We start from the raw sequence: 26,560 nt of genomic DNA, 5'->3' as shown, positions 1-26,560 counted from the left end.
GACATTACATTAAATAAATCAAAGTCGCGATTTAAAACCTTTATGTCATTCTGACTTCGCTTGAAATTTTCGTCTGAGATCGATTCAGCCCGCACCAATTCCCAAACCGATTTCCCCATTCACCTGCTGTCAGCCTCCATTTATCGAAAACAGACTGCCAGAGCCGAACGATTTTATAAATTCGTAAGCAGAAAACATCAAAAACTGAAATACCATGCAATCACACGAAATTGATTACAAGATCATCGGACACGATGTACAATTAGTTGAAGTCGAACTTGATCCGGGGGAAACCGTCATTGCTGAAGCTGGCGCCATGCTGTACATGGAAGACGGAATCAGCTTTGAAGCGAAGCTGGGCGACGGTTCCAATCCGCGTGCCGGCTTTTTCGACAAAGTGCTTAGTGCCGGTTCCCGCCTGATCACCGGCGAATCGCTTTTCCTGACCCACTTTGCAAACCAGGGTTGGGGCAAAAAACACGTTGCTTTTTCGGCGCCTTACCCCGGCACTATCATACCAATGGACTTGGCACGAATGGGAGGCCGAATCATCGTTCAAAAGGATGCTTTCCTTTGCGCTGCGCTGGGAACAAAAATATCGATCACCTTCAACAAACGACTGGGTGCCGGTTTCTTTGGGGGCGAAGGATTTATCATGCAGCAGCTGCAAGGCGACGGCAAAGCGTTCATCCATGCCGGCGGAACAGTTATCGAACGTCATTTGAATAACGAAGTACTCCGTGTCGATACAGGCTGTATTGTGGCTTACGAGCCGGGAATCGATTTCAGCATTGAACAAGCAGGTGGACTGCGCAGTATGGTTTTCGGGGGTGAAGGAATCTTCCTGGCAACACTTCGCGGAACAGGTAAAGTTTGGCTGCAGTCCATGCCTATTCGTAAACTGATTGCAGAGTTGTCGCCACGCGGTGGTAACCAACGCAAAGAATCAGGCGGCTTACTGAACCAATTTTTACAGGATTAACAGACTAGCAAATAAAAAGCCCGGTCCGTCAATTGACAGACCGGGTTTTTCATATCTTATAATTTAAACTACGAAGCCGAACTTTCGCTAGTCAGCTTTTTGTAGTGGTCAATCGCAACAAAGTAGTTTGGATCCTCAACAATGTTCACATCACAAATCTTTTCAGCTTTCCGGATCAAATGTGTACAGTCGCGGCTCAGGTGGCGCAAGTGAACGGTCTTGCCTTCCTTTTGGTAGCGCTCGGCCACCTTGTTGATGGCCTCAATTGCCGACTGGTCCATGATGCGTGATTCTTTGAAATCGATAATCACTTCGTTCGGGTCGTCCTGCACATTGAATTTTTGATTGAAGAGCGTGGTTGAACCGAAGAACAGCGGGCCAACAATTTTATAGTGCTTGATTCCGTGTTCGTCAACCGACTCGTTGGCACGAATGCGAACAGCATTTTCCCAGGCAAAAACCAAAGCCGAAACAATGACACCTGCAAATACCGCGATCGCCAGGTCAAAAATTACCGTGAGAACAGTCACCAGGATGATCACGATCAAATCGGCCAACGGAATTTTATCCATAATCCGGAAGGTGTTCCAGGCAAACGTTCCGATCACCACCATGAACATCACACCAACCAAGGCTGCAATCGGAATCATTTCAATATAGGCCGACGCAAAAAGGATGAAGGCCAGCAAACAAACTGCGGCAACAATTCCCGACAAGCGATTACGCCCACCCGACTTGATGTTGATGATACTTTGGCCAATCATGGCACAACCGCCCATACCGCCAAACAGTCCGTTGATGAAGTTCGCAGCACCTTGAGCAACACACTCCCGGTTACCGCTACCACGGGTCTCGGTCAACTCGTCAACCAGGTTCAAAGTCATCAGTGATTCAATCAAACCAACCGAAGCTAAAATAATCGCGTAGGGGAGAATGAATTTCAACGTTTCAAAATTCAACGGAATCACCGGAACGTGAAAGCTCGGCAAGCCTGCTTTGATACCTGTTCCGCCACCGGCCTGAATAAATGATTTGACCGTTTCGGTCTCAATTCCGCCGAAAATAACGATCGCCGAAACAACCAGGATACCGACCAAAGCAGCTGGTATCGCCTTGCTGATTTTAGGCAGCAGGAACATGATGGCCATCGTCAACGCAACAAAACCAAGCATTGTCCACAGTGACGGACCAGTTAGCCACTCGCCACCCAGTTTAAACATGTTGAGTTGCGAAAGGAAAATCACGATTGCCAAACCATTCACAAAGCCCATCATTACCGAAGCCGGAACAAGGCGGATAAATTTCCCCAAACGCAGGAAACCGGCCGACATTTGCAGCACACCGACCAGCAACAAAGTGGCAAACAGGTATTGCAGGCCCATGTTGTCGCCGGCAGCGCCCATGGCATTTCCCTCACGAACCAGGTTCACCATAACCACGGCCATAGCTCCGGTTGCTCCTGAGATCATTCCGGGGCGTCCACCCAAAATGGAAGTTACCAACCCCATCATAAAGGCACCGTACAAACCAATAATTGGCGACACACCCGCCACAAATGCAAACGCAACAGCCTCAGGCACCAAAGCCAAAGCAACTGTCAAACCCGAGAGGATATCATCTTTGATACTCCCCTGCTTTTTATCAATAAAATTGAACTTATATTTCATGTCGTAATTTTTTCACAGAACATTTGGTTGAGCGGACAAAAATAGACTTTCTGCTCTTTAATAGGCCTCGCTCCATATTTCTTAATGAGATGTTAATAAAGGCTTAATACCGAAAACCGTTGGATCATTGCATTTTGAAAGGACGGTTTCAACTCGCAAGGCAAAAAAAATCCGACCTGAAAACAGATCGGATTCGGCATATCATTTTTGTGTATTCTACTTTTTCCGGAAGAAAACCTGGATTGGAACTCCCGAGAAATTAAAGTTCTCGCGAATCTGGTTTTCAATGTAACGTTTATACGGATCTTTGATGTACTGCGGCAGGTTGGCGAACAACGCAAACGACGGCGTTGGACTTGGCAGCTGCGTCACGTATTTAATTTTAATGAATTTTCCTTTCAATGCCGGTGGCGGGTACTTCTCTACAGCAGCAAGCAATACCTCGTTCAAGGTTGAAGTTTTCACCCTTTGTGATTTATTTTGGTACACCTCAACGGCTACTTCCAGTGCTTTAAAAATACGCTGCTTAGTCATGGCCGACATGAAAATGATCGGCACATCGGTAAACGGTGCAATGCGCTCGTGGATGGTTTCCGTGAATTGCTTCACTGAGTAGTTGTCCTTCTCCATCAAGTCCCACTTGTTTACCAACAGCACAACACCTTTTTTGTTACGCAAAGCCAGGTTGAAAATGTTGACATCCTGTGCCTCAACGCCACGGGTAGCATCAATCATCACCAAACAAACGTCGGCTTCTTCAATCGCACGTACCGAACGCAACACCGAATAGAATTCGACATCTTCACGTACTTTTGCTTTTTTGCGCAAACCGGCAGTATCCACCAGGTAGAAATCGTGCCCGTATTTATTGTAACGGGTGTTGATGGCGTCTCGGGTTGTTCCGGCAATATCAGTCACGATGTTGCGGTCAACTCCGGTCAGTGCATTAATGAAGGATGATTTTCCAACGTTTGGACGGCCAACCACAGCAAAGCGAGGAATACCTTCTTCCACTTCTTCCCGTTCAATCTTTGGGAAAGCGGCCACCACATCATCCAGCAAATCGCCGGTTCCACTACCGTTCATCCCCGAAATGGGATACAATTTATCTCCTAATCCCAACGCATAGAACTCATTGGCTTCCATGACGCGTTGGTTGTTATCGACTTTATTTACAACCAGGAAAACCGGTTTTTCAACGCGACGCAGGATGTTAGACACGGCCTGGTCCAGGTCGGTGATACCTCCCTCAACATCAACCACAAACATAATTACGTCGGCTTCTTCAATTGCCAACGCCACTTGCTTGCGGATCTCTCCTTCAAACACATCGTCCGAATTCACCACATAACCACCGGTATCGATCACCGAAAACTCTTTGCCGTTCCAAAGCGACTTTCCATAGTTCCGGTCGCGGGTCACCCCGGCTGTTTCGTTAACGATGGCCTGACGGGACTCCACCAATCGGTTGAAGAAAGTTGATTTTCCAACGTTCGGTCTTCCTACTATTGCTACAATATTGCTCATTGCTTTTTTTAATTATATGTTCCGGGCTTCCGGCCAAACCATCTGCCCTCCTCTAAAATCAGTTTCAAGTTTCGTGTTTCAAGTTTCGAGTTCTGCCAATGCGACTGAACACCGAACAATGATCACCGGCTATTGGAAATCGTAGCCAAAGTTGCCAAGCATACGGTCTTTATCCCGCCAGTCTTTGCTAACTTTTACATACAATTCCATAAAAACTTTTTTCTGGAAGAATTCCTCCAAATCCAACCGCGACTCCGTGGCCACTTTCTTCAGGGCTTTTCCCTGGTGTCCGATGATGATTCCTTTCTGGCTATCGCGAGCCACGTGAATCACGCAACGAAGGTTCAGAATCTTGTCTTCTTCCTTAAATTCTTCGACCTCTACTTCCACCGAGTAAGGAACTTCTTTCTGATAATTCAGCAGAATCTTCTCGCGGATAATTTCGGTGACAAAGAAACGCTCGTTGCGATCGGTCAACTCATCCTTCGGGAAATACGGAGGACCTTCGGGCAGCAACTCAATAATCCGGTCGAAAATAGGGGCAATATTGAATTTCTCCGTCGCCGAAATGGCGAACACATCGGCTGCAGGCAGCATGTCCTTCCAGTAATTATATAATTCCATCACCTGCCCTTGGTTCGACAGGTCAATCTTATTGATCAAAACCATCACCGGCGCATTCGACTTGCGGATTTTCTCCAGGTACTCGCTGTTCTTGTCCGCCTTCTCCACAACGTCTGTCACATACAAAATCACGTCAGCATCGATCAAAGCCGTATTCACAAAGCTCATCATCGACTCCTGCAACTTGTAGTTCGGTTTCAAAATCCCGGGAGTGTCCGAATACACAATCTGGAAATCCTCACCATTCACAATCCCCTTAATCCGGTGGCGGGTTGTCTGCATTTTTTTGGTAATAATAGACAGACGTTCGCCTACCAAGGCATTCATAATGGTTGATTTCCCGACGTTCGGGTTCCCGATAATATTTACAAATCCTGATTTATGCGCCATTTATTTAAAAATGAATGTTTTAAAATCGCCGCAAAGATAATCAATAAATTGAATTGCAGCAGAAAGTTCTCCTCTCACCGGATTTTTATTGGCTAAAAGCTAAATTAAAAACATACGTTCACAACATTGAAAGCACCTAAAATTATTTAACTAAAAATTTATTCTTTAGTGTTTTATATCTGATTGTTTTGTCTTAACTTGCTGAGCCGAACTATGGTACCGACGAGAGGTCAATTTATGAAAAGTAAACTCAAATATTTTGCAATCAGTACGTTGATCAGCATCTTTTCCCTGACGGTGATATTTATGCTGTTCGATTTGTACATACCTCTCGGAGATTTCTTTGGTGGAGTTCCGTTTCGAAACATCAACTTCTGGTCCGCGATTCATTTAGAACCCAAGTTACCTTATATCATCGGAATTGGCATTGCACTGAACTATAAAAAACTGAAGCGTAAGAAAAATTGTGATACCGTGGATCTTTATCGCGGCTAATTGACTACTCAATCTCATCCAACTCTGCCAGCGTTTCTTCGAGCTGCTGAATATACCGGCCATAAAGTTTTCGGAATCCCCAATGGAAAACAATGAAGATCAGGCCAATTATGCCCAACAAAATAGCCAGACTCCCAAATACAAGTGTTTGATTTCTTTCAGCCAGCATCTCCTCGCTTCGCAAATCCGGATTGGCAAAGAAGCCTGCCAAGGCAGAAACAACAATGACCAGTAGCAACACACTCAACGCACTGTAAAACAAGCGGCGGAAAGTTCCCAAAAGCTGCACGGAAGAAGTCAACACAGCCCGCATATCGTTACTTTGCGAGTAGTGCTTTTTTACATTGCGATACTGCGCCCAGAAATAGAGGAAAGTTCCCAGCAGGAAGAAGGTATTCAATGCATCAATCAGGTAAATCCACAACGGCACTTCAACGCCATCGCCAAAAGTTGGGGTAAGGTAAAAATCGTCGATCAGAAAAAACAAGACCAGCGCCACCATCACACCAAAGCCAGTGCGAACGTTCCGGTCGATTCGGGCAATCAAGCCCTTGGTTCGGCCCTTGAGCATCCGGCGAACTTCATCTTCACCAACCCGGTGCTTATCAGCATCCGAGCTTGTGTACTTGTTCCAGGCATTTTTCAGTTGATCCAGTTCCATGTTAACCTTCCGTATTCATTTGTTTCTTCAACTTATTCTTAATCCGGTTCATCTTCACCCGAACGTAATTCTGCGTTATGCCGGTAATTTCGGCAATCTCTTCGTAGCTCTTGTTCTCCAAAAATAACAGGATAATCGACTTTTCGATGCCGCTCAAACGGGCAACAGCCTGATGCAACGAACGCATTTGCTCATCAGTCGTCGGGTCGTATTCTTCGTTAGCCAGCTGCACATTCTCTATGGTCAAACCACTTTGGTCGGGCTGCCGTTTCGTTTTTTTGAAGGTGGTGATCGCTGTGTTCAATGCCACCCGGTACATCCAGGTGGTGAATTTAGCCTCCTGCCGAAAAGACGGATAAGACTTCCACAATTGGGTAAGAATCTCCTGAAAAAGATCGCGGCGATCTTCCTCCGAGTCACAATAAACAGAACATACCTTGTGTATGATTCCCTGGTTTTCTGTAATTATTTTGACGAATTCTTTTTCCAACTCGATTTGATTAGTCTTGAAAAGTCAAAATTGTTACATCAGTTCATTTTCAGGTAGCTGATTTCTTTGGGTGAAAGGAAACGCCATTTTCCCCGCGGCAGGTTCTTCTTGGTCAAGCCGGCGAAAAATACGCGGTCGAGGCGTGCCACTTTGTAATCGAAATGGGCAAAAATACGGCGCACAATCCGGTTCCGGCCCGAGTGAATTTCGATGCCGACCTGTTTCTTATCGGCCGGATCAACAAAGCTGATCGAATCCGCTTTAATGAAGCCATCTTCGAGCTCGATCCCGTTTTTGATCTGCTCCATATGCTCCTCGCTAAAATCAATATTCAGAAAAACGTGGTAAATTTTCTTCTTCTCGTAACTCGGGTGAGTCAGCTTTTTCGCCAGATCACCATCATTGGTGAACAGCAAAACGCCCGAAGTTTCTTTATCCAAACGACCAACCGGGTAAATACGCTCGGGGCAGGCATTGTCAACCAACTCCATCACGGTGTGCTCGGCGTGCGGATCATCCAGCGTCGTTACAAAACCACGGGGTTTATTCAGCAGCAGGTACACTTTCTTCTCTACATTCAACGCTTCACCTTTGTAAAGCACCTCGTCTCTTTTACTCACTTTGGCGCCAAGCTCGGTCACAACCGCACCGTTTACCGTAATCTCGCCCGAAGCAATTAACTTGTCGGCTTCGCGGCGCGAGCAAATGCCCGAGTTAGCGATGTAGCGATTTAAACGGATTTGTTCGTCACCTTTTTTAACAACTGAAAGTTTGCGCGGCTCCGATTGAAAGGACTTTTCCTGCGACTGAGGTTTACGGCCAAATTTCTTGCCGTCACCCGTATTTTTTGGATTTCTCATAACGTCTTCTGAATTGCGACAAAGGTCGGAAAAATATGCGAATAAAAAAGCTGCCGGAATATCCGCATACAGAAGCTCGTACACGGGAGTATGAAATTTAGAAAAACGGGATTTTAGCTAGTTCGACTTTGGCTCTTCACCTTCGAAAAGCTTCTCGCGCATGTACAATTCGTATTGTTTCAGAATGGCTTCGCGAACATCGTATTCGCGCGAGTGAGCCGTCAATACACTTTTTTGGTTGAAGTAGATCATGAACGAATCTGCGTCAGCCTCATTCAGCCCAGTCAGCGCCATGACCACATCCTTATTGTAGTATTGCGACAGCCGTTCCCATTGCGCATCGCTAATCATCGTGGCACGAACTTCGCGTTTTTCCTTTTCACGCTTACTAAGGTGATACTGCATAAATGAAGCGGGCGAGAAAATAGCAGCCAGGAATGACGGCTTTTTATTAAAAGCATCTCCTCTCAACTCGGCCGGAATGTCCGAGGGTTTCCCGGTTGAAACGCCATCCATATTCACTTTCTTTCCCTCGCCGGTTACTTTCACCTCGCCAATGGCAATCCGCAGCGGGCGGGCATAAACCGTGAGTACACTGTCCTCGTTGTAAGTCACCGGAATGTGTACGTATTCTTTCATGTAACCCATGGCCGTAATGCCCAAACTGTCGACGTTCAGCATCTCCATCGAAAAATAACCGTTGCTGTCAGTGGTTGTCCCTCCGCGATTTCGCATGTTCACCACGTGCGCATATCCTACCGGAGCGCCATCTTCCTTGTCAACCAAACGCGCTTTCAGATAGATCAATACCGGATCAATCAGATCGTCCTGAGCCTGCGTGGCCCGGGGCAACCCGATACAAAACAAGATGATCAAACCAAATAGAATTCGCATAGGTCACAAAAATAGAGATTTAAAAACTTGTTTCGCCCGACAAGAACCGTGCCCGGCAATATTTAACAAGATTTAAGGGATTTGTAAACTTATGTTGCCTGTTAAAGATTGAAAGACAGCTTAATGCCCTCGACAATCATTCCGGTTCCGATAATGGCAATAATCAATCCCATGATTTTCCCAATTACCGAAATCAGGCTGTTGCCCAACTTTTCCAAAATCAAATCGCTAAGTGTGAACGCCCAGTAAGTCAGCAACGCCATCACCGCAAAAACCGCAATGACAATCCCAATATGTATAAAGTTTGCATCGGTCACATTGTTCATCGCTGTAACAATTGTCCCCGGTCCTGCCAGGATCGGAATGGCCAATGGTGAAACGGCAATCGCTTCTCCGTCGTCCGGGTCCTGCGTATTGTGCACTTTCGATTTCCGCGACATCAACATTTCGAAACCGACAAAAAAGATCAGGATTCCGCCGGTGATTTTAAATGCCGGGACAGTGATTCCAAACAACTCGAAAATATACTTGCCCACGATCACAAACACGGCAACAATGAGGAAAGCAATAACAGTTGCCTTCTTGGCAATTTTCTTTTTTGTTTTGCTGTTTTCACCTTCCACTAAACCCAAAAAAATTGGAGTATTGGCGATTGGGTTCATAATGGCGAAGAAACCAGTGAAAACGGTCAACGTGTAAGTCAGTAAATGGTCCATTTTGCATTTCTTTTGGGATGGAAACTAAAACAACAAACCCCGGCGTTGCGGCCAGGGTTCATTTTATTTTTGAGTTGAGCTCATCTTAGCTCAGATTTTTTACGCGTTCCATTGCTTCGATCACACTGGCGCGATCTGCAAAGGCTGAGAAACGGAAGTAGCCTTCGCCGGCAGGTCCGAAACCTGACCCCGGAGTTCCAACTACGTTTGCTTCGTTCAATACTTTATCGAAGAAATCCCACGACTTCATTCCGCCTTTGGTTTTCACCCAAATGTACGGTGCGTTAACGCCACCAAACACGGGATAACCGGCAGCGCTCAGGCTTTCGCGCATGATGCGGGCGTTCTCCATGTAGTAAGCAACAACTTCGTTTACTTCTTTTTGACCTTCAGCGGAGTAAACAGCAGCAGCCGCTTTTTGAACCGGGTACGAAACACCATTGAATTTCGTGGTGTGACGACGCAACCACAGTTTTTTCACCGAGTGTGCGTTACCAGCTTTATCGAAAGCTTTCAGCTCTTCAGGAATAACAACGAATGCGCAACGTGTTCCGGTGAAACCGGCCGTTTTAGAGAAACTGCGGAATTCGATCGCTACTTCTTTGGCTCCTTCAATTTCGTAGATCGAACGAGGGATACCAGCCTCGGTAATGAAAGCTTCGTAAGCCGCATCGAACAGGATGATGCTGTTGTTTTCTTTAGCATATTTCACCCATTTGGCCAATTCTTCTTTCGAAGCAACTGTTCCGGTTGGGTTGTTCGGATAGCAAAGGAAAATCAGGTCGGGACGTTCAGACGGAAGATCCGGGATGAAACCGTTGGCATCGGTACAAGGCATGTAAATGATACCTGAGTAGTAACCGTTTGTTGCGCACTCCCCTGTTTTTCCGCTCATCACCGTTGTATCGGCGTAAACCGGGTAAACCGGGTCGCAAATCGCAATTTTATTGTCGCTTCCAAAAATTTCCTGGATGTTACCAGTGTCACATTTCGAACCATCCGAAACGATGATATCGTCTGCTTTAATATCGATACCATTTGCCTGGTAAGCGTTTTTGGCAATCGCTTCGCGCAGAAAGTCGTACCCTTGCTCCGGTCCGTAACCACGGAAAGTTGCCGCTGCACCCATCTCTTCCACACCATCGTGAAATGCTTTCAATACAGTTGGTGTTAATGGTTGTGTTACGTCACCAATCCCCATGCGGATCACTTTTTTGTCCGGGTTTGCGTCAGCAAACTCTTTCACGCGACGGCCGATTTCCGGGAACAGGTAGCCGGCTTTCAGCTTCAAATAGTTTTCGTTAATTAATGCCATTTATCTTAGAGTATTTATAATGAATTTCTTAATACAGAATGCCACTGTTTAGCGAGCACAAAGGTACAAATAGCCGGGGAAAGAAAAAACGGAATGTGTAAAATCGACGGACAGAAAGTCCTAATCAATCAAACGTTTAACCTGCAATTCGTCGCTGCATTCCTCCAGCAGGCTGATAATATTCTGTTTGAATACCGGGTGAATGAATTCAGAGGCAACTTCGGCCAGCGGCTCCAGCACAAAACGGCGGTCGATCATCCGGGGGTGAGGCAGCTCCAGATTGGGCTCGTGCAGCACCAGGTCGTCATAGAAAAGCAAATCGATGTCAATCAGTCGGGAGCTGTAGCGGGCTGCTTTCCGAATTCGGCCCAGTTCCAGTTCAATTGCCTTGGTATGAACCAGCACTTCCTCGGGCGTCAAACCTGTTTCGATCACAAGCACCTGGTTCCAAAACATGTCTTCAGACTCGAATCCCCAAGGCTCGGTCTCATAAACCGATGAGGTTTGAACGATGGCTCCTAACTCTTCACCTAATCTTCTCCGCGCGGTTCCAAAAATCTCTTCTTTGTTCCCCAGGTTGCCTCCCAACAGTAAAAAAAGCTTCGCCATCTTCTAAACAAAATTGTAATGAAATTAGTAAATTCGTGTCCAATAGGATATGCGCCACAAAGCTACAAACACAAAACAATAAATCACGAATATGAAAGATTTTTTAAAGTACATGCTGGCAACAATTGTCGGTTTGATCATTGCCGGTATTGTCGGTTTTTTCCTGTTAATCGGCGTTTTCTCGGCAATCATGTCATATACCGACAAGCCGGTTGTCGTTGAAGATAATTCGGTTTTGATACTCGATTTTAAAAATGAAATCGTCGAGCGAGCCGCCAACACTCCCTTCGACGATTTTTCGTTTAATGGTTTTTACAGCAGCGGAAAAACAGGATTAGACAACATCCTGGAGAGCATCGAGAAAGCAAAAACCGACGACCAAATCAAAGGAATCTACCTGTGTCCAAGCGGCATTCAGGCAGGGGTTGCCACGGTCGAAGAAATCAGGAAAGCACTGATCGACTTTAAAGAGTCGGGCAAATTTGTGTATGCCTACGGCGATTCGTTTTCACAAAAAGCCTATTACCTGGTGTCGGTTGCCGACCAAATTGCGCTAAATCCGCAAGGAATGCTCGAATTGAAAGGTTTAAGCAGCGTGCGCACCTTCTACAAAAAAGCCCTGGAAAAATTGGGGGTCGAAATGCAAATCATCCGTCACGGAAAATTCAAAGCAGCTGTTGAGCCCTTCATCCGGGAAGATATGAGCCCGGAGAATAAGCTTCAAACGCAAACATACCTCAACAGCGTATGGTCGGCCATGGTCGAAGATATCGCTGCCTCACGCAAACTAAGTCCGGAGGCAATCAATCAACTGGCCGACTCGGTGACCATGTTTATGCCTGCCGAAGAACTGGTGAAAGCCGGCTTGATCGACACCTTGATGTACAAAGACGAAATGATCAACACCCTGAAAGAACTAACCGGAATTGACATGGAAGACGATGTTCCGGCGATTGGTGTAGACAAATATGCCAAAGTTCCGGCAAGCTCAGGCAAAGGTTTGATCCGCGATAAGATCGCTGTTATTTATGCCGAAGGCGACATTGACGGAACCGACACTGACGGCATCAAATCCGAAGCACTTTCCAGAACTATCCGCGAAGCACGTCGCGATTCCTCCATCAAAGCAATTGTATTGCGTGTGAATTCTCCGGGAGGAAGCGCCTACGGATCGGAAGTTATCTGGCGCGAAGTGAAACTTGCCAAAGAAACCAAACCGGTTATCGTGTCCATGGGCGACGTCGCAGCGTCCGGTGGTTACTATATTTCTGCCGCTGCCGACACCATCATGGCCGATCGCACAACAATTACCGGCTCCATCGGTATTTTCGGGATGATTCCGAACGCCGGAGAACTGCTGAATGATAAGCTTGGTATTACCGAAGATGTGGTTTCTACAAATGCCAATTCAGATCTTCTTTCGGTTACCCGGCCGCTGACTGGCTTCGAACGTTCGAAAATGCAAGCTTACATCGAGCGTGGTTACGATACATTCATTGGTCGTGTTGCCGATGGCCGCACCATGACCAAAGAACAAGTAGACGAAATCGGGCAGGGTCGCGTTTGGGCATCATCAAATGCGAAGGAAATCGGTCTGGTCGATTTGTACGGTGGTGTAACTGATGCGGTGAAACTGGCTGCTCAAATGGCCAAACTGGAAGATTACCGAATCACCAAACTTCCCAAGTTGAAAGATCCACTGGAAGAATTGCTGAAGGATTTAACAGGTGAGGCTCAAAGCTTCTTCATGGAACGCGAATTGGGCGACCAGTACAAATTGTATGAACAGCTCAAGAATGTGGTGAACTCAAAAGGTATCCTGGCTCGAATGCCTTACGATATTAAATTTGAGTAAAACCTCCGGGATCAACAAATGCTAACTCCCGCACAAATAAGATTTTAGGACAATAAAATACGTTTAAGAGAAGTTACCCCTTAGGAGTAGCTTCTTTTATTTCAATTCATTTTGATAAATTCGCCATACAAAACGAGTTTATGCTGAAAATTCTCCTATATCCACTCTCTTTAATTTACGGACTAATTGTTTACATCCGGAACATGCTCTATGACTCCAAAGTATTCAAATCCACCGAATTCGAAATTCCCGTCATTTCCATCGGGAACATTACGGTTGGAGGAACCGGGAAGACACCGCATACCGAATACCTGGTGAAACTCCTGCGAAAGCATGAAGTGGAGGTGGCAACATTGAGTCGCGGATACAAGCGGAAAACGAAAGGATTTTTCCTGGTTCAGGAAACGTCGAACGTTCAGAACGTAGGAGACGAACCTCTTCAAATTAAGCAGAAATACCCCGAAGCAACCGTTGCTGTTGATGAGAACAGAGTTCATGGAATTGAGACTTTGTTGAAAGATCAGACCAATTCGCCGGATGTGATTTTACTGGACGATGCTTACCAACACCGGAAAGTAACACCCGGAATCAACATCCTGCTCATCGATTATAACCGCCCGATTGAGGAAGATCACCTGCTGCCAATGGGCCGCCTGCGCGAACGTGTTCACCAACGCCGCCGCGCCAACATCATTATTTACACCAAGTGTCCCGACGAAGTAACGCCGATTTCCCGCCGGATCATCATGAAGAACGTGAACCTGCGTCCCTACCAGTCGCTCTATTTCACCACGATGGCCTATGGCAAACCGCAGCCCGTTTTCCCCGAAAAAGCAAAAGAAACTCCAAACTTTAAAGAGGGAAACACCAACAGTATTCTGCTGGCTGGCATTGCTAATCCCGCTCCGTTCCGCGATTATTTAAAATCAAAATCAAACCTGTTGGACGAAATCGTGTTTAGTGATCATCATAACTTCACAAATCGGGACTTTAAGGAAATCGAACAGCTGTTTGGAGCGCATAAAACAAAAAATGCCTTCATCCTAACGACGGAAAAAGATGCCGTCCGGCTACGATTTGCAGAAGGACTCAGCGATGACGTGAAAGCAAGTTTATTCTATATACCGGTTGAAATTAAGTTCCTGGATAACGAAGGAAAAAGTTTCAACAAAAAAATTGTAGGCTATGTTAAAGACAATCGAAGCAACCGCAAACTACATCAGCGAACAAATACAGTGTAAACCCGAAATCGGCATCATCCTGGGCTCAGGACTGGGCGGATTAGCCAAGGAAATCGAAGTTGAAAAAGAAATCCCTTACGAGGCAATTCCCAACTTTCCGGTTTCCACCGTCGAGGGACACAATGGCCATCTAATTTCAGGAAAGCTTGGTGGCAAGCAGGTTTTGGCCATGCAAGGCAGGTTCCACTACTACGAAGGCTACAACATGAAAGAAGTAACCTTCCCGGTTCGTGTCATGAAAAAACTGGGGATCGAGTATCTATTCGTGTCCAACGCTACCGGCGGTCTGAATCCCGATTTCAAGATCGGTGATTTGATGATTATCAACGACCACATCAACATGTTTCCGGAGCACCCGTTGCACGGTAAAAATATTGAAGAACTGGGACCTCGTTTCCCCGATATGAGCCAGGCTTACTGCAAGGAACTGCGCCAAAAAGCCAAGTTCATCGCCCTTAAAAACAAGATTGAAATCAAGGAAGGCGTTTATGTTGGCGTACAAGGTCCGACCTTCGAAACCCCGGCCGAATATAAAATGTTCCGCATTCTGGGCGGCGACGTGGTGGGTATGTCAACCGTGCCTGAGGTGATCGTTGCACGCCACATGAACATGAAAGTTTTTGGGATTTCGATCGTGACCGACAGCGGCGTTCCTGGAGAAATCGTGGAAATCTCGCACGAGGAAGTTCAGGAAGTCGCGATGAAATCGGAACCATTCATGACCCAAATCCTGAAACAACTGATTGAAGAAATTTAAGCATGAATAGCCTCCTGCTGATTGCCCTGGCCCCGGTAGCCATTTTACTAGCCTACATCTGGCTGCGCGACAAATATGAGAAAGAACCCTGGCAGCTTTTGTTAAAAGCATTGGCACTGGGTGCCATTTCTGTCATCCCGGTTCTTTTTGTTGAGCGCTTTCTGATGGGCTTTATTGATCTGTTTAGCGGGTATCTGCGGGCATTCTGGAATGCATTCGTGGTGGCCGCTTTCACAGAGGAGCTTTTCAAATTTATCTTCCTGTACCTCCTCATTTGGAAAAGCCGGGATTTCAACGAAAAGTTTGACGGGATCGTGTACGCCGTTTTCATCTCACTCGGTTTTGCGGGAGTTGAGAATGTGATGTACGTGTTAAACTATGGGCACGGCGTTGGAATCACCCGGGCACTGACTGCTGTTCCAGCTCATTTCCTGTTTGGTGTGAGCATGGGCTACTTTTTCGGTATGGCGCGCTTTTATGCCGACCGGCGACCGGCGATGATTCGCATGGCACTACTGGTCCCCATGCTGCTGCACGGCATTTACGACTTTATCCTGATGTCCCAACAACAATTGTTACTCCTGCTTTTCATCCCCTTCGTCATTTGGATGTGGCGCTTTGGTTTGAAAAAGATGCGGGAGCTTTCCGATAGTTCTGTCTTTCGTTTCGACTATAACTCGAAAGATCCGCTCAAACACAATTAACATTCAACAAGATGAAACTCCCTGAATTTACTGATATTGAACAAGCGCACGAACGAATTCTACCCTTTGTGCATCGTACTCCCGTACTCAGCTCCTCAACCATGAACCGGATTCTGGACTGTGAACTCCATTTCAAGTGCGAGAACCTCCAGAAGGTCGGCGCCTTTAAATTCAGAGGAGCCATCAATGCCGTATTTTCGCTGACTGACGAACAGGCTGCCAATGGCGTTTGTACGCATTCATCGGGTAATCATGCTGCAGCCTTGGCATTGGCGGCGAGTATGCGCGGAATTCCGGCTTACATTGTTATGCCGCGAACTGCTCCAACCATCAAACGGCAGGCTGTTGAAGGCTACGGCGGCAAAATCACTTTTTGCGAGCCAACGCTGGAAGCCCGTGAAACGACCTTAGCTAATGTTGCGGTTGAAACCGGTGCCCGCGAAATTCATCCGTACACCAATTTCAATGTTATTTGCGGGCAGGGTACTGCAGCCAAGGAATTAATTGAAGACAATGGGCCATTCGACATTATCATGTGCCCCGTAGGTGGTGGCGGACTTTTAAGTGGTACGTCAATTGCCACGCGCGCAATGAGTCCGAAAACAATGATTATTGGGGCCGAGCCTGAAGGTGCCGACGATGCCTACCGATCGTTTCACGAAAAAAAACTGATTCCGTCTGTCAATCCGAAAACTATTGCCGATGGACTTTTGACCTCGGTTGGCGAGATCAACTTCCGCATCATCCAGCGTAAAACAGACGAGATTGTGACCGTGTCGGAGCGCGGCATTGTTCGTGCCATGCGTATGATTTGGGAACGCATGAAAATCATTGTTGAACCATCCGGCGCTGTACCTTTGGCTGCGATTCTCGAAAACAAATTTGATTACAGGGGCAAGAAAATTGGTATCATCCTGAGTGGTGGAAACGTTGATCTGGAGAAACTGCCATTTCACGAGTTTGTGTAGCGGCAGAGGGCGAAGGGCAAGAGGCAAAGAGCGAAGGGCGAAGAGCAGAGAGTACGAAAGTTCGGATTTTAGTTTGTTGCTTTTCGCATCAGCAAAGCTTTACTGCCGTCTTTGTAATAAGCACGCCGTTCTCCAAACACTTCAAATCCTTGTCGCAGATATAGACTAACTGCCGCTTTGTTTTCTTCACTCACTTCTAGCGTGAGATATTTGAACCCATTGGCAGCCGCCCGTTTAATCGCTTCATCGAGCATCAACTGGCCCAAACCTTTTCCGCGGAACAAGGGAGAAACAGCAATCGAGTACAAACGCATGCCGAAGCTGTTCTTCTTTTTCAGCAGAATCATGAAGGAGCTGATTTGACCATCGGTACGCGTCAACAGGAAATCGCTGTTAGCTTGCGTTAACAGGTAACGCAACTGTCGCCGCGAAAAAGCTTCTGCATCAAAGCAGAGCTGTTCCAAACGGAACAACTCTTTCAAATCAGTTTTTTGGGCTTCTTCAACCTGCTGTTGACTCATGATTTCCGGCCTTTTTGTTCCATACGGGTAACAAATTCGCGCAGAATTTGACGATACAGTGCGTCGCCTAAAATATCGTCCTCAACCCCCTGATCGATGGAAGGATTATCGTTCACTTCAATAACCAGCGATTTCCCATCGACTTCTTTGACATCCACACCGTACAATCCTTTACCAATCAACGAGGCAGCTTTTACCGCATTGCGAACCACATGCTTGGGTACTTTGCCAACCGGCACCGATTCCCAGGCGCCCGATTTCGTTTTGGCACCTTCGTGATTATAAATTTGCCAGTGGCCGCGCGCCATAAAGTACTTACAAGCGTAAAGGGGCTCACCATTGATGATTCCGATCCGCCAGTCAAACGGCGTTGGAACAAACTCTTGCGCCAGGAACACGGAAGTCTTTTCAGAAAGCTTTTCCATCGCCGCCTTCAGCTCATCTTCGTTACTCACCTTGTACATTCCAATGGAGAATGACCCATCCGGAATCTTCAATACAATTGGCGTTCCGAGGCATTCGGTCAATTCTGAATACGAAATCAGGTTGTTCTTGAAAATCAGTTTCGATTTGGGTGTCGGAATTCCTTCACGATCCAATAGTTCCTTCAAGTAAACTTTATTGGTGCAACGAATAATCGACAACGGATCGTCGATTACGACCATATCAGCTTGGTGTGCCTTTTGCGACAGCCGATAAGTTATATGGTTCAATGCTGTTGTTTGGCGGATGAAAAGACCGTCGAACTCCAGCAATCGGGTTGTATCTTCTTCGGTAATCAGTTCGGCGTTGATATTCATTTTCTTCGCCTGACTAATGAATTTATTCAATGCAGCCTTATTACTCGGAGGCAACTGCTCTGCAGGGTCATGCAAAATGGCCAAATCGAAACGAAAGGCTTTGTGGTGACGCGGTTGGCGCCAGATTCGCTTGTTGAAGTTGTCCAATGCATTGGCAAAAAGATCTTCGTCGTCCTCCGAAAGCTCCTTCAGGTTTAAAACCTTCACCGACTCGATCTGGTTCTTCGCCCGGTTCGCCAACGTTACCCGGATCAGCGGACAAGGCAGTTGTTCGAAAATGAACCGTGCAATCTTCGCCAGTTCCGGATCCTTTGTCAAGCCAAAGTAGATGTCAACATCAAACGATTCAGCGCCCGAATCCTTCGACTGCATCCATTTGTAACAAACTTTTTGCAACGAGTCGTCCATCCGCATCAACGCGCCGTTTTCCAACCGGTTCAGAACGTCCACATCCGGTAAAACTTTGTGCCCGCGTGCCTGTGCCAGCAGCGAACAGTAGTAGCCTTCGGAATGATAATTCATGGTGCCGCACAGGTTTATGACCAATAAAGGACGTTTGCTCAATTCGTCATCCTGCAAATAATCGGCAGCTGTAATTAAAGTTTCGGTTTCGTAGTATGGTCTCCATTGGTCTATCGAATCGACCAGGATTAATGTTGATTGCATTGTTCTGTTCTAAAAAGAAAATCATTTAAAAAGATTACCACTACATGTCCGGTAGCAGAAACTCTGCAAATAAAACTTGACAACCACATTTGTCTGACAATCAAATTTTTAAAAGAAGTTCGATTTCTAAAAACCGGGAATACAAGTGTAAACATTTTCTTGACTTATTATTCACCTGAGAATATTTTTTTGATGAAAAACTTCGAGTGCGAACGAACACCCAAAATCCGCTTAAAGCATCGGGCTCAACAGACGGGCAAACGATTCCTTCGCTTTCTCAGACCGGGATCTTTGTTCCCATTCTTCGGAAACGATTTGCCGGCTTTGTTGCAGATCGGCCAAAAACTGTTGTTCCAGTTCCCGGGCAATTTCTTCATCGTAAATCATCGCATTCACCTCAAAGTTGGTCTCCAAACTGCGGAAATCGAAATTGGCCGACCCAACTGAGGAAAACACGCCATCGACGACAATCAGTTTGCTATGCAAAAAGCCCGCTTCATAAAAATAAATTTTGACGCCAGCTTCCAGCAGTTCTGAAACGAACGAACGGGTACTCCATTTAGGAGTAATTGCATCCGATTTATGAGGGACCAAAATCCGAACATCCACCCCGCCCATGGCTGCTACTTTCAACGCATTCAAAATCTCCGGAGTCGGTATCAGGTAGGGAGTTGTCAGGTAAACGCGTTCGGTAGCCGAGGCAATCGCCGAAAAATAGGCCTGCCCGATACTTTCCCAATCCGAGTCGGGTCCGCTGGCGACAACCTGAACCAGCTTCCCCTCACCGTCCTTCAACGGAAGAAAATAATTCTCTCCCTGCAGTATCTCTTTCGACACAAAATACCAGTCAGCCATAAAAATAATTTGGAGCATGGTTGCCGCACCGCCTTTAACCATCATATGCGTGTCGCGCCAGATACCCAATGACTTGGTTCCATTCAGGTAACGGTCGGCCACATTTAAACCTCCCAGAAAACCCGTGTGCCCGTCAACTACAACAATTTTACGATGGTTTCGGTAGTTTGCCCTGGATGTCAAATGCGGGAAACGCACTTTCATGAAACAGTCAATTTTCACGCCTGCTTCTTTCAACGAGTTGATGTATTTGCGTGGCAAAGCCCAACTTCCAACATCGTCGTAGATCAAACGAACTCCAACGCCTTCCCTTGCTTTTCGGATGAGCAATTCCCTTAACTGGTTCCCCAGCGTATCGTTGTCGATAATATAAAATTCAATGTGAATATGGTGTTTTGCTTGTTCGATCGCCCGAAAAATCGCGGGGAATGTCTGCGCGCCGTTTTTCAAAATCTGCACTTCATTATTGCTGGTCAACAAAGCATTCGAATTCGACAACATCAAACTCATCAAGTGCTTTTTACGAAAAATATTCGGATCGAAACTATTGTGAACCTGGGGCATCCGCACCAGCTGATCCTGGGTCATCTTGCGAAGGCGCTCGAGACTTTTCAACCCTTTGCGCGAAAACATTTTCTTCTTCCGGTATTCCTGCCCGAAGAACAAATAAAACACAATGCCTGCAAACGGCAGCAAAACCAAGACCAATACCCAGCTGATCGTTTTCAGCGGGCTACGGTTTTCCAAAACAATTAAAATGGCAATAAAAATAACGGTCAGTAAATACAGACCACTCAGCACCGTCGTAAGGTTTTCCGAAAGAAAGGAAAGAAAACTATCCATGCTCAGATTTTGATTCCTTCATTAAAATTCGATAAATTATTATTGATTAACAAACGAATTTCTATTTCGTAAAAAATATAAAAAACGAATGCCATGAAAAATATTCTTTTTATAGCCTTCATCGCCGTACTGGCTATTGCGTGCACCGGGAAGAAAGAATTGACCATCCAGGAAAAGCAAGATGAAGTTGAAGACAGTGTGAGCTACGAGCTCATTGTGCTGGATCCTGGTTTTGATTCGTGGTATGCCATGCACGGAGTACCCAGCAAATACAGGTCGCAAAGTTATTACGAAGGATGGAACCAGCGCTATGTAAACGCCTGGAACTACCAGCGAATGGGTTACCGATATGCGCAATTAATTGAAGGAAACATCGACTACCAATCGGACGTTGATTATGGTTTTGAATTGAACCACAAGCTGTTTTATTATTTCATGTATGTTGAAAATGAACTGGACATTCAGCTCATTCCTGACGGCCCAAGGATTTATTAAGAAACCACTAACGGATAAAAACCTGAAGTTGTGTATCGTGCAACAGTTCGTGTTTTGTAGGAAGCGCGTTGAGTTTTGGAGCAGGAACCCCACTACCAAACCAGGTATGGCCAATGTAAACGTGCGCTTCATCCCACATTTCCTGATCGATAAAAGCCTGAAGCAACTGACGACCGCCTTCGACCACCACAGACTGCAGGTTTTGCTCGTACAGCCAACCTAAAATCTGAGGCACAATATTTTTGCGAAAGTCAATCTGTACGTATTCGAGTTTTTCTGACGAAACCGCAGCTTCTTGCGTAAAAACAACCGTGCGAACAGAATGGTCTTTTAGATGCAGATCAGCAGGCAAGTGATTTTTACGATCGAGCACCAAGCGAACCGGCTGCCTTCCTACCCACTCGCGAACAGTAAGCGAAGGATTATCTTTCCAGGCCGTATTTGTTCCAATCAAGATTGAATCAACCTCCGTGCGTTGCTTGTGAACCATGCGCCGCGAAAGCTCATTGCTGATCCAGGTTGGCTGTCCGAACTCCGGATGAGAGCGATCGATGTCCAGAAAACCATCGAGAGTTTGCGCCCATTTCAGGAAAATGAAAGGCCGCTTTTGCTGATGAAAAGTAAAAAAGCGTCGGTTCAACTCCAGGCAAGCTTCGTTCAGAACACCTACCTCAACTTTAATCCCGGCTTTCAGCATTTTCTCAATCCCCTTGCCAGCCACTTTCGCGAACGGATCGACAGAGCCAACCACAACATGCGGAATTCCGCTGGCGATGATTAAATCAGAGCAAGGAGGCGTTTTTCCGTAATGAGCACACGGCTCCAGGCTCACATAAATGGTCGACTCTTTCAGCAGTTCCTTGTCTTTCACCGCGGCAATCGCATGCACCTCGGCATGAGGCCCGCCATACTGACGATGATATCCTTCGCCAATAATCTTCCCCGCGTGCACGACCACAGCACCAACCATCGGGTTGGGCGCTACTTCTCCCTTACCCAACAGGGCAAGTTCGACACAACGTCGCATGTATTTTTCTGCTTGAGTCAAAGGTTGGAAAAACTTAACTTTGCCAAAAATACAAATAAATGCAGGCAAGCCTCCAATTTATCCGCAAAGAATTGAAAGACCTTTATCCACCGGAAGAAATCGAAAGTTTTATCCGACTGATTTTCTCCTGGCTGAAAAACTATTCAACCACAGACCTGCTCTTAAAGAAGGATGATTCGCTGAACGCGGATGAACGGGACAAAGTCGTTTCGATTGTTGAGCGATTAAAGCAGCACGAACCCATTCAGTATATTTTAGAGGAGACTGAGTTTTATGGCTTGACTTTCCGAGTCTCAACAGATGTGCTCATCCCCAGACCAGAAACTGAAGAACTGGTTGACTGGATCATCCGTAACAATCAAATTCCGTCTCCCCGCATTTTGGATGTGGGTACCGGCAGCGGCTGTATCCCTATTACCTTAAAAGCGAACTTGCCACAAGCAACCGTTTCGGCCTGCGACATTTCGACCGGAGCACTGGGAACCGCTCGAAACAATGCTTCTCTCAATCAAACAGAGGTTGACTTTTTCGAATTGGATATTCTTGCAAACACAAGCCTGATTTTGCCTGAAAAGCTGGATGTACTTGTCAGTAACCCACCCTATATCCGAAACCAGGAGAAGGCATTGATGCACGACAATGTTCTTCAGTTTGAGCCTCATCTGGCTTTGTTTGTAGACGATCAAAGCCCGCTAATCTTTTACGCCGCTCTGGCCAGCTTCGGAGCTCATAATCTGAATCCGGGCGGTTTGATTTACTGGGAAATCAATGAAGCATTCGGAGAACAATGCTGCCAACTTCTGGAGCAAGAAGGTTACTCGGATATCGTGCTTCGTCAAGACCTCAATGGTAAAGACAGGATGATTAGAGCCCGGTTTACCCAAGCTCACATGTAAACACCATTTTAAAAATTGTGAAATTCTGAAGCTTGCCGGCCGAAGCAATTGACAGATTCTTGTGGTTTCTTATCTTTACCTTTGAAACACAATTAAACATTCGCCCATTGAAGCGCTTTTTTAGAAGTATTGTCGTCTTTCTGAACCTGATAGTCGCCGTTGCGCTACTAATCATTTACCTGTCCGTAAAAGTCAGCCCGCAAGATATTTGGGCACCTGCACTTTTAGGCTTGGCCTACCCCTACATCCTGTTCGTTAATATTTTATTTGTATTATACTGGCTGTTTTCTTCGCCCAAATGGTCGCTGTTGTCATTAGTAATTATCCTGGCAGGATACGCTCACCTTCAGAATTATTTCCAGTTCTCGGCTAAAGAGACCGACAACAAAGGGATTGTCGTTTGCAGCTACAATGTAAAGGGACTGGGCGCCAAAGGGTACAAACAAATCAAGCAAAATGCACAAACGATTTTGGACCATGTGAAAGCCAAGAACCCTGACATCGTGTGTTTTCAGGAAATGGCTTTTATTTCATGGGAAGGATATCCCTGGTTCAAGAAGAATTTCGACCTGAAGGGACTTCCCAAATATGCCGACGCTAGTCGGAAGCACGGCCCCGTGACTTTTAGTAACTTCCCGATAATTAACAAAGATGAGATTCACTTCGACAACACTTCCAATATGATTATTTTGACGGATGTTGTCACGCCTACGGATACGATCCGAATTTTTAACTGCCACCTGGAAAGCTATCGTTTTACGCCGACCGATATCAGCTCACTCGACTCCATTTCGCTGGAAAAACAGGGTGAAAATATGAAAGAGGTCCGTCTTTTTGGCTCGAAATTGAAAAAAGCATTTATCAAAAGAGCAGAACAGGCCGAAGAATTACGGAAACAAATCGACAATTCGCCTTACCCGGTGCTAGTTTGCGGTGACTTTAACGACACTCCGGTTTCGTATGCCTACCACACTGTGAGGGGAGATTTGAAAGACGCTTTCGTTGAATCTGGAGCCGGAATCGGAAATACCTACCTGGGACGCTTACCGTCATTCCGGATCGACTACATCATGCACAGCCCCATTTTTGATGGCTACAATTTCAAAATTGACCATGTCGATTATTCGGATCACTATCCAGTAAGTTGCACCTTGATTCGAAAAGAGGAGTAAAACTAGAAAAGTCGTTTTCGTTTTAACAGGAAGTTCAGAAGGACGTCGGAGAAATTTTGGTGAATATCAGCTTCAACCAAATCAATCTGGTATTGGCCACATTTGATCTTCAACTCATCAAAATAAGTGCGAACAGCTTTTCGGTAGCGGTCCTTCAACTCTCCCGGTGTCAGCTTTAAGTGATGCCCGGTTTCCAAATCCACAAAACGATACGGACGATTGATAAAATCAAGCTCCCGCTCCTGTTTATGATCGGTGACGTGGAAAAGAATCACCTCGTGTTTATTGTACCTCAGATGCTGCAGCGCTGAAAACAATTCGTCGCCCGCACTATCATCCAGCATATCGCTAAACAAAACTACCAGTGAGCGTTTGTGCACCTGTTCGGCAATTTGGTGGAGCGCCTCAACCGTGTTAGTGGTTTTATTCAAATCCTTCTTCCCTGCGGCAAGCAGCGCAGCCAGTTTCCCGTACAACAATTCGGCATGCACCGACGAGATTCGATTGCCGGAATGAAACTCAATATGATCAGAGAAAAGTGTTAATCCAACGGCGTCGCGCTGTTTTCGCATCAAATAGATTAGTGCTGCTGCTGAGTAAACCGAGAAAGCCAGCTTATTCATCAGCCTGTTTTCACCTTTGTTATCAAACGGAAACAACATCGACGACGATACATCCAGCACCAACTGGCATCGCAGGTTGGTTTCTTCTTCATACTGCTTCACATACAACCTGTCCGAGCGGGCGAACAATTTCCAGTCGATATGCTTGGTTGCCTCGCCCTGGTTGTACTGCCGATGTTCTGCAAACTCCACCGAAAAGCCGTGAAACGGGCTGCGGTGCAAGCCCGTGATAAAGCCTTCGACAACTTCCCGCGCAATTAGCTCCAGATTGTCGAATTGTTGAAACTGCTGAATATCGAAGAGGTTGTTCATATTTACAAATTTAGGACAGCTGGCACCAAAAGCAAATTATTCTTTCAGCCGGATTGCCAAAATCTCAGCAGTTGCACAAACGACGCCGTTTGCGGTCAAGCTCATGTCGACCCAAACTTTCCGCCCCGAGATTGACCGCAATTGGCCTTTCATTTCGAGTTCCACACCCATTGGTGTTGGATTTTTGAAATCAACTTTCAGCGAGGCTGTCACAAAACGAACCGGTTTCTGACTTTCTTCCATGCTTGTGTTTTCCGCTTGGCAGGCAAATGCCGCAGCCGATGCGGTTCCGTGGCAATCAAGCAGCGAGGCCACCATTCCGCCGTAAACATGATCAGGTGTCCCGGCACTGTATTTCTCATCCGGTTTGTACCGGGCAATGGTTTCGTCCCCCTCCAGGTAACTCTTGATTTGATGCCCGTGCGGGTTATTTGTTCCACAGCCATAACAATGACTGAGACTATCTTCATAATAGTCCTGAATAGCTTTCTTTTTCATTTTCGATATTAAATTCGAAGATCGGCAGCCAAGCTCAATCTTTTTTCATGACGTACTTCTTGCAAATAACACCCGAGGTATAGGTACTCACTTCGGCGAGCTTCAGCTGCCTTTCAGTCAGGCGCCCGGCAAACAACGGAATTCCCTCGCCCACCGTTATGGGCATCGTAAACAGGTAAATTTCGTCAATCAAACCGGCGTTAAAAAGTAACGTATTGATTTCGCTGCCGCCCACCAGCCAAATGTTTTTACCCTCTTCCTGCTTAATCTCGCGAACAAAAGAGGTCAGTTCGTCACCAATAAACTTGACATGCTCGGTGTCGTGTTTACCTTTTTGCTGGCTGAATACATAATTCTCTTTTCCGGCATACGGAAATTCAATCCCAAACGAAAGAATCTTCTCGTAGGTTCGGTTTCCCATCAGAGTTGTATCGATTGATTCGTAAAACGAAGCATAGCCGTAATCTTCGTTTTCAACGCTGTGAACTTTATCCAGCCAATCAACATCCCCGTTCATCCGGGCAATTTTCCCGTCCAGACTTTGTGCAATGTATAAAATTACTTTACGCATATCCGTTCGATATTTTGCCAAAAAAAGGCATGAAAAAATTCACGCCTTTTCCTGAATGTTTTTATTTCGCTTATAAAACGGCGTCAACTTTAGCTGCTAAAGTCGATTTTGGTGCAGCACCCACGTGCTTGTCTACAATCTCGCCACCTTTGATGAACAGGATTGTCGGGATGTTTCGGATACCAAACTTCATCGCAACATTTGGGTTGCTGTCAACGTCAACTTTTGTCACCAAAAGTTTTCCTTCGTAGTCGCTCGATAACTCTTCAACAACGGGTGCCACCATACGACATGGTCCACACCACTCTGCCCAAAAATCAACTAAAACAGGGATTTCAGACTTCAATACAACTTCTTCAAAGTTTGCATCAGTAACTTCAATTGCCATAATTCAATATTTTTTTGATTTGAAATTCAATTTTCAGGTCAACGGACCCTCTTTTCACTTTATACTTAGACGATACTCAAACAAACATTCGCTAATTTGAACGACCGTTTGAGAATT

28 protein-coding genes are annotated in these 26,560 nt (G+C 46.1%); 10 read left to right on the top strand and 18 right to left on the bottom strand.

Features of this window, described 5'->3' with window-relative positions:
* Positions 1-214 precede the first annotated feature (214 nt).
* On the top strand, positions 215-982 hold the full coding sequence (locus BC643_RS15220) for a TIGR00266 family protein (protein WP_120273893.1): 768 nt from the start codon (positions 215-217) through the stop codon (positions 980-982).
* A 68-nt stretch (positions 983-1,050) separates the two neighbouring features.
* Here the strand turns inward: BC643_RS15220 and BC643_RS15215 are convergent, their stop codons facing one another.
* The 3 genes from BC643_RS15215 to era form a co-directional block, all read right to left on the bottom strand.
* On the bottom strand, positions 1,051-2,649 hold the full coding sequence (locus tag BC643_RS15215; RefSeq protein WP_120273892.1) for a SulP family inorganic anion transporter: 1,599 nt from the start codon (positions 2,647-2,649) through the stop codon (positions 1,051-1,053).
* Between the two features lie 216 nt (positions 2,650-2,865).
* Positions 2,866-4,176: a ribosome biogenesis GTPase Der gene (gene der, locus BC643_RS15210; protein WP_120273891.1), complete on the bottom strand. Its 1,311-nt coding sequence runs from the start codon at positions 4,174-4,176 to the stop codon at positions 2,866-2,868.
* A gap of 129 nt (positions 4,177-4,305) precedes the next feature.
* Positions 4,306-5,190: a GTPase Era gene (gene era, locus BC643_RS15205; RefSeq protein ID WP_120273890.1), complete on the bottom strand. Its 885-nt coding sequence runs from the start codon at positions 5,188-5,190 to the stop codon at positions 4,306-4,308.
* 237 nt (positions 5,191-5,427) lie between these two features.
* Here era and BC643_RS15200 point away from each other — a divergent pair, with 237 nt between their 5' ends.
* The gene (locus BC643_RS15200; RefSeq protein ID WP_120273889.1) at positions 5,428-5,685 is read left to right on the top strand and encodes a hypothetical protein; all 258 of its coding nucleotides are present in this window, start codon (positions 5,428-5,430) and stop codon (positions 5,683-5,685) included.
* Positions 5,686-5,689: 4 nt separating this feature from the next.
* Here BC643_RS15200 and BC643_RS15195 read toward each other — a convergent pair whose 3' ends face one another.
* The 7 genes from BC643_RS15195 to folK form a co-directional block, all read right to left on the bottom strand.
* Positions 5,690-6,346, bottom strand: a complete 657-nt coding sequence (locus tag BC643_RS15195; RefSeq protein ID WP_120273888.1) for a hypothetical protein — start codon at positions 6,344-6,346, stop codon at positions 5,690-5,692.
* A gap of 1 nt (position 6,347) precedes the next feature.
* Entirely contained in the window at positions 6,348-6,836 is a 489-nt protein-coding gene (locus BC643_RS15190; RefSeq protein ID WP_120273887.1) for an RNA polymerase sigma factor, read from the bottom strand.
* 38 nt (positions 6,837-6,874) lie between these two features.
* Entirely contained in the window at positions 6,875-7,696 is an 822-nt protein-coding gene (locus tag BC643_RS15185; protein WP_120274311.1) for a pseudouridine synthase, read from the bottom strand.
* A 117-nt stretch (positions 7,697-7,813) separates the two neighbouring features.
* On the bottom strand, positions 7,814-8,590 hold the full coding sequence (locus BC643_RS15180) for a carboxypeptidase-like regulatory domain-containing protein (protein WP_120273886.1): 777 nt from the start codon (positions 8,588-8,590) through the stop codon (positions 7,814-7,816).
* Positions 8,591-8,691: 101 nt separating this feature from the next.
* Entirely contained in the window at positions 8,692-9,306 is a 615-nt protein-coding gene (locus BC643_RS15175; protein WP_120273885.1) for a MarC family protein, read from the bottom strand.
* Positions 9,307-9,391: 85 nt separating this feature from the next.
* The gene (locus tag BC643_RS15170; RefSeq protein WP_120273884.1) at positions 9,392-10,621 is read right to left on the bottom strand and encodes an LL-diaminopimelate aminotransferase; all 1,230 of its coding nucleotides are present in this window, start codon (positions 10,619-10,621) and stop codon (positions 9,392-9,394) included.
* A gap of 120 nt (positions 10,622-10,741) precedes the next feature.
* Positions 10,742-11,230: a 2-amino-4-hydroxy-6-hydroxymethyldihydropteridine diphosphokinase gene (gene folK / locus BC643_RS15165; RefSeq protein WP_120273883.1), complete on the bottom strand. Its 489-nt coding sequence runs from the start codon at positions 11,228-11,230 to the stop codon at positions 10,742-10,744.
* Positions 11,231-11,321: 91 nt separating this feature from the next.
* Between folK and sppA the strand changes: the two genes are divergently transcribed.
* The 5 genes from sppA to BC643_RS15140 all read left to right on the top strand — a co-directional run bounded on the left by sppA (position 11,322) and on the right by BC643_RS15140 (position 16,755).
* Entirely contained in the window at positions 11,322-13,085 is a 1,764-nt protein-coding gene (gene sppA / locus BC643_RS15160; protein WP_120273882.1) for a signal peptide peptidase SppA, read from the top strand.
* Between the two features lie 140 nt (positions 13,086-13,225).
* The gene (gene lpxK / locus BC643_RS15155; protein ID WP_120273881.1) at positions 13,226-14,326 is read left to right on the top strand and encodes a tetraacyldisaccharide 4'-kinase; all 1,101 of its coding nucleotides are present in this window, start codon (positions 13,226-13,228) and stop codon (positions 14,324-14,326) included.
* A complete protein-coding gene (locus tag BC643_RS15150; protein ID WP_120273880.1) occupies positions 14,271-15,083 on the top strand; it encodes a purine-nucleoside phosphorylase in 813 nt (270 codons plus the stop codon). The genes lpxK and BC643_RS15150 overlap by 56 nt, the downstream gene beginning before the upstream one ends.
* Before the next feature lie 2 nt (positions 15,084-15,085).
* Positions 15,086-15,787 carry a PrsW family glutamic-type intramembrane protease gene (locus BC643_RS15145; protein ID WP_120273879.1) on the top strand — a complete coding sequence of 234 codons (702 nt, stop codon included), beginning with the start codon at positions 15,086-15,088 and terminating at the stop codon, positions 15,785-15,787.
* Between the two features lie 11 nt (positions 15,788-15,798).
* Positions 15,799-16,755, top strand: a complete 957-nt coding sequence (locus BC643_RS15140) for a pyridoxal-phosphate dependent enzyme (RefSeq protein WP_120273878.1) — start codon at positions 15,799-15,801, stop codon at positions 16,753-16,755.
* A 68-nt stretch (positions 16,756-16,823) separates the two neighbouring features.
* Here BC643_RS15140 and BC643_RS15135 read toward each other — a convergent pair whose 3' ends face one another.
* The 3 genes from BC643_RS15135 to cls form a co-directional block, all read right to left on the bottom strand.
* Positions 16,824-17,276 (bottom strand): GNAT family N-acetyltransferase, encoded by a 453-nt coding sequence (locus tag BC643_RS15135; protein ID WP_120273877.1) that lies wholly within the window; start codon positions 17,274-17,276, stop codon positions 16,824-16,826.
* Positions 17,273-18,742: a RimK family protein gene (locus BC643_RS15130; protein WP_120273876.1), complete on the bottom strand. Its 1,470-nt coding sequence runs from the start codon at positions 18,740-18,742 to the stop codon at positions 17,273-17,275. Before BC643_RS15130 ends, BC643_RS15135 begins: the two co-directional genes overlap by 4 nt.
* A 231-nt stretch (positions 18,743-18,973) precedes the next feature.
* Positions 18,974-20,440: a cardiolipin synthase gene (cls, locus tag BC643_RS15125; protein WP_120273875.1), complete on the bottom strand. Its 1,467-nt coding sequence runs from the start codon at positions 20,438-20,440 to the stop codon at positions 18,974-18,976.
* 93 nt (positions 20,441-20,533) lie between these two features.
* Here cls and BC643_RS15120 point away from each other — a divergent pair, with 93 nt between their 5' ends.
* Positions 20,534-20,935 carry a DUF6146 family protein gene (locus BC643_RS15120; protein WP_120273874.1) on the top strand — a complete coding sequence of 134 codons (402 nt, stop codon included), beginning with the start codon at positions 20,534-20,536 and terminating at the stop codon, positions 20,933-20,935.
* Positions 20,936-20,942: 7 nt separating this feature from the next.
* On the opposite strand, the gene ribD is transcribed toward BC643_RS15120, so the two are convergent.
* Entirely contained in the window at positions 20,943-21,983 is a 1,041-nt protein-coding gene (ribD, locus tag BC643_RS15115) for a bifunctional diaminohydroxyphosphoribosylaminopyrimidine deaminase/5-amino-6-(5-phosphoribosylamino)uracil reductase RibD (RefSeq protein ID WP_262697252.1), read from the bottom strand.
* A 38-nt stretch (positions 21,984-22,021) separates the two neighbouring features.
* Here ribD and prmC point away from each other — a divergent pair, with 38 nt between their 5' ends.
* Both prmC and BC643_RS15105 read left to right on the top strand, forming a co-directional pair.
* Positions 22,022-22,879, top strand: a complete 858-nt coding sequence (prmC, locus tag BC643_RS15110; RefSeq protein ID WP_120273873.1) for a peptide chain release factor N(5)-glutamine methyltransferase — start codon at positions 22,022-22,024, stop codon at positions 22,877-22,879.
* A gap of 107 nt (positions 22,880-22,986) precedes the next feature.
* Positions 22,987-24,051, top strand: coding sequence for an endonuclease/exonuclease/phosphatase family protein (locus BC643_RS15105; RefSeq protein ID WP_170154572.1), 1,065 nt, complete (start codon positions 22,987-22,989; stop codon positions 24,049-24,051).
* Between the two features lie 2 nt (positions 24,052-24,053).
* Here BC643_RS15105 and BC643_RS15100 read toward each other — a convergent pair whose 3' ends face one another.
* From BC643_RS15100 to trxA, 4 genes are all read right to left on the bottom strand, one after another.
* A complete protein-coding gene (locus tag BC643_RS15100; RefSeq protein ID WP_120273871.1) occupies positions 24,054-24,986 on the bottom strand; it encodes a DUF58 domain-containing protein in 933 nt (310 codons plus the stop codon).
* 36 nt (positions 24,987-25,022) lie between these two features.
* Complete coding sequence (locus tag BC643_RS15095; protein ID WP_120273870.1) at positions 25,023-25,484, bottom strand: PaaI family thioesterase; 462 nt, start codon at positions 25,482-25,484, stop codon at positions 25,023-25,025.
* Between the two features lie 34 nt (positions 25,485-25,518).
* Positions 25,519-26,055: a dihydrofolate reductase family protein gene (locus tag BC643_RS15090; protein WP_120273869.1), complete on the bottom strand. Its 537-nt coding sequence runs from the start codon at positions 26,053-26,055 to the stop codon at positions 25,519-25,521.
* Between the two features lie 70 nt (positions 26,056-26,125).
* Complete coding sequence (gene trxA / locus BC643_RS15085) at positions 26,126-26,443, bottom strand: thioredoxin (protein WP_120273868.1); 318 nt, start codon at positions 26,441-26,443, stop codon at positions 26,126-26,128.
* Between the last annotated feature and the right edge of the window lie 117 nt (positions 26,444-26,560).

It is taken from the genome of Mangrovibacterium diazotrophicum (assembly GCF_003610535.1).
GTDB lineage: Bacteria > Bacteroidota > Bacteroidia > Bacteroidales > Prolixibacteraceae > Mangrovibacterium > Mangrovibacterium diazotrophicum.
The sequence above is the reverse complement of the archived record's forward strand: the minus strand, read 5'-3'. Positions and strand labels throughout refer to the sequence as shown.

What these genes read in the sequence shown, in the direction of transcription:
- BC643_RS15220 (WP_120273893.1), top strand. Translation starts at nt 215, where the DNA reads ATGCAATCACACGAAATTGATTACAAGATCATCGGACACGATGTACAA.
- BC643_RS15215 (WP_120273892.1), bottom strand. Translation starts at nt 2,649, where the DNA reads ATGAAATATAAGTTCAATTTTATTGATAAAAAGCAGGGGAGTATCAAA.
- der (WP_120273891.1), bottom strand. Translation starts at nt 4,176, where the DNA reads ATGAGCAATATTGTAGCAATAGTAGGAAGACCGAACGTTGGAAAATCA.
- era (WP_120273890.1), bottom strand. Translation starts at nt 5,190, where the DNA reads ATGGCGCATAAATCAGGATTTGTAAATATTATCGGGAACCCGAACGTC.
- BC643_RS15200 (WP_120273889.1), top strand. Translation starts at nt 5,428, where the DNA reads ATGAAAAGTAAACTCAAATATTTTGCAATCAGTACGTTGATCAGCATC.
- BC643_RS15195 (WP_120273888.1), bottom strand. Translation starts at nt 6,346, where the DNA reads ATGGAACTGGATCAACTGAAAAATGCCTGGAACAAGTACACAAGCTCG.
- BC643_RS15185 (WP_120274311.1), bottom strand. Translation starts at nt 7,696, where the DNA reads ATGAGAAATCCAAAAAATACGGGTGACGGCAAGAAATTTGGCCGTAAA.
- BC643_RS15180 (WP_120273886.1), bottom strand. Translation starts at nt 8,590, where the DNA reads ATGCGAATTCTATTTGGTTTGATCATCTTGTTTTGTATCGGGTTGCCC.
- BC643_RS15175 (WP_120273885.1), bottom strand. Translation starts at nt 9,306, where the DNA reads ATGGACCATTTACTGACTTACACGTTGACCGTTTTCACTGGTTTCTTC.
- BC643_RS15170 (WP_120273884.1), bottom strand. Translation starts at nt 10,621, where the DNA reads ATGGCATTAATTAACGAAAACTATTTGAAGCTGAAAGCCGGCTACCTG.
- folK (WP_120273883.1), bottom strand. Translation starts at nt 11,230, where the DNA reads ATGGCGAAGCTTTTTTTACTGTTGGGAGGCAACCTGGGGAACAAAGAA.
- sppA (WP_120273882.1), top strand. Translation starts at nt 11,322, where the DNA reads ATGAAAGATTTTTTAAAGTACATGCTGGCAACAATTGTCGGTTTGATC.
- lpxK (WP_120273881.1), top strand. Translation starts at nt 13,226, where the DNA reads ATGCTGAAAATTCTCCTATATCCACTCTCTTTAATTTACGGACTAATT.
- BC643_RS15150 (WP_120273880.1), top strand. Translation starts at nt 14,271, where the DNA reads ATGTTAAAGACAATCGAAGCAACCGCAAACTACATCAGCGAACAAATA.
- BC643_RS15145 (WP_120273879.1), top strand. Translation starts at nt 15,086, where the DNA reads ATGAATAGCCTCCTGCTGATTGCCCTGGCCCCGGTAGCCATTTTACTA.
- BC643_RS15140 (WP_120273878.1), top strand. Translation starts at nt 15,799, where the DNA reads ATGAAACTCCCTGAATTTACTGATATTGAACAAGCGCACGAACGAATT.
- BC643_RS15135 (WP_120273877.1), bottom strand. Translation starts at nt 17,276, where the DNA reads ATGAGTCAACAGCAGGTTGAAGAAGCCCAAAAAACTGATTTGAAAGAG.
- BC643_RS15130 (WP_120273876.1), bottom strand. Translation starts at nt 18,742, where the DNA reads ATGCAATCAACATTAATCCTGGTCGATTCGATAGACCAATGGAGACCA.
- cls (WP_120273875.1), bottom strand. Translation starts at nt 20,440, where the DNA reads ATGGATAGTTTTCTTTCCTTTCTTTCGGAAAACCTTACGACGGTGCTG.
- BC643_RS15120 (WP_120273874.1), top strand. Translation starts at nt 20,534, where the DNA reads ATGAAAAATATTCTTTTTATAGCCTTCATCGCCGTACTGGCTATTGCG.
- prmC (WP_120273873.1), top strand. Translation starts at nt 22,022, where the DNA reads ATGCAGGCAAGCCTCCAATTTATCCGCAAAGAATTGAAAGACCTTTAT.
- BC643_RS15100 (WP_120273871.1), bottom strand. Translation starts at nt 24,986, where the DNA reads ATGAACAACCTCTTCGATATTCAGCAGTTTCAACAATTCGACAATCTG.
- BC643_RS15095 (WP_120273870.1), bottom strand. Translation starts at nt 25,484, where the DNA reads ATGAAAAAGAAAGCTATTCAGGACTATTATGAAGATAGTCTCAGTCAT.
- BC643_RS15090 (WP_120273869.1), bottom strand. Translation starts at nt 26,055, where the DNA reads ATGCGTAAAGTAATTTTATACATTGCACAAAGTCTGGACGGGAAAATT.
- trxA (WP_120273868.1), bottom strand. Translation starts at nt 26,443, where the DNA reads ATGGCAATTGAAGTTACTGATGCAAACTTTGAAGAAGTTGTATTGAAG.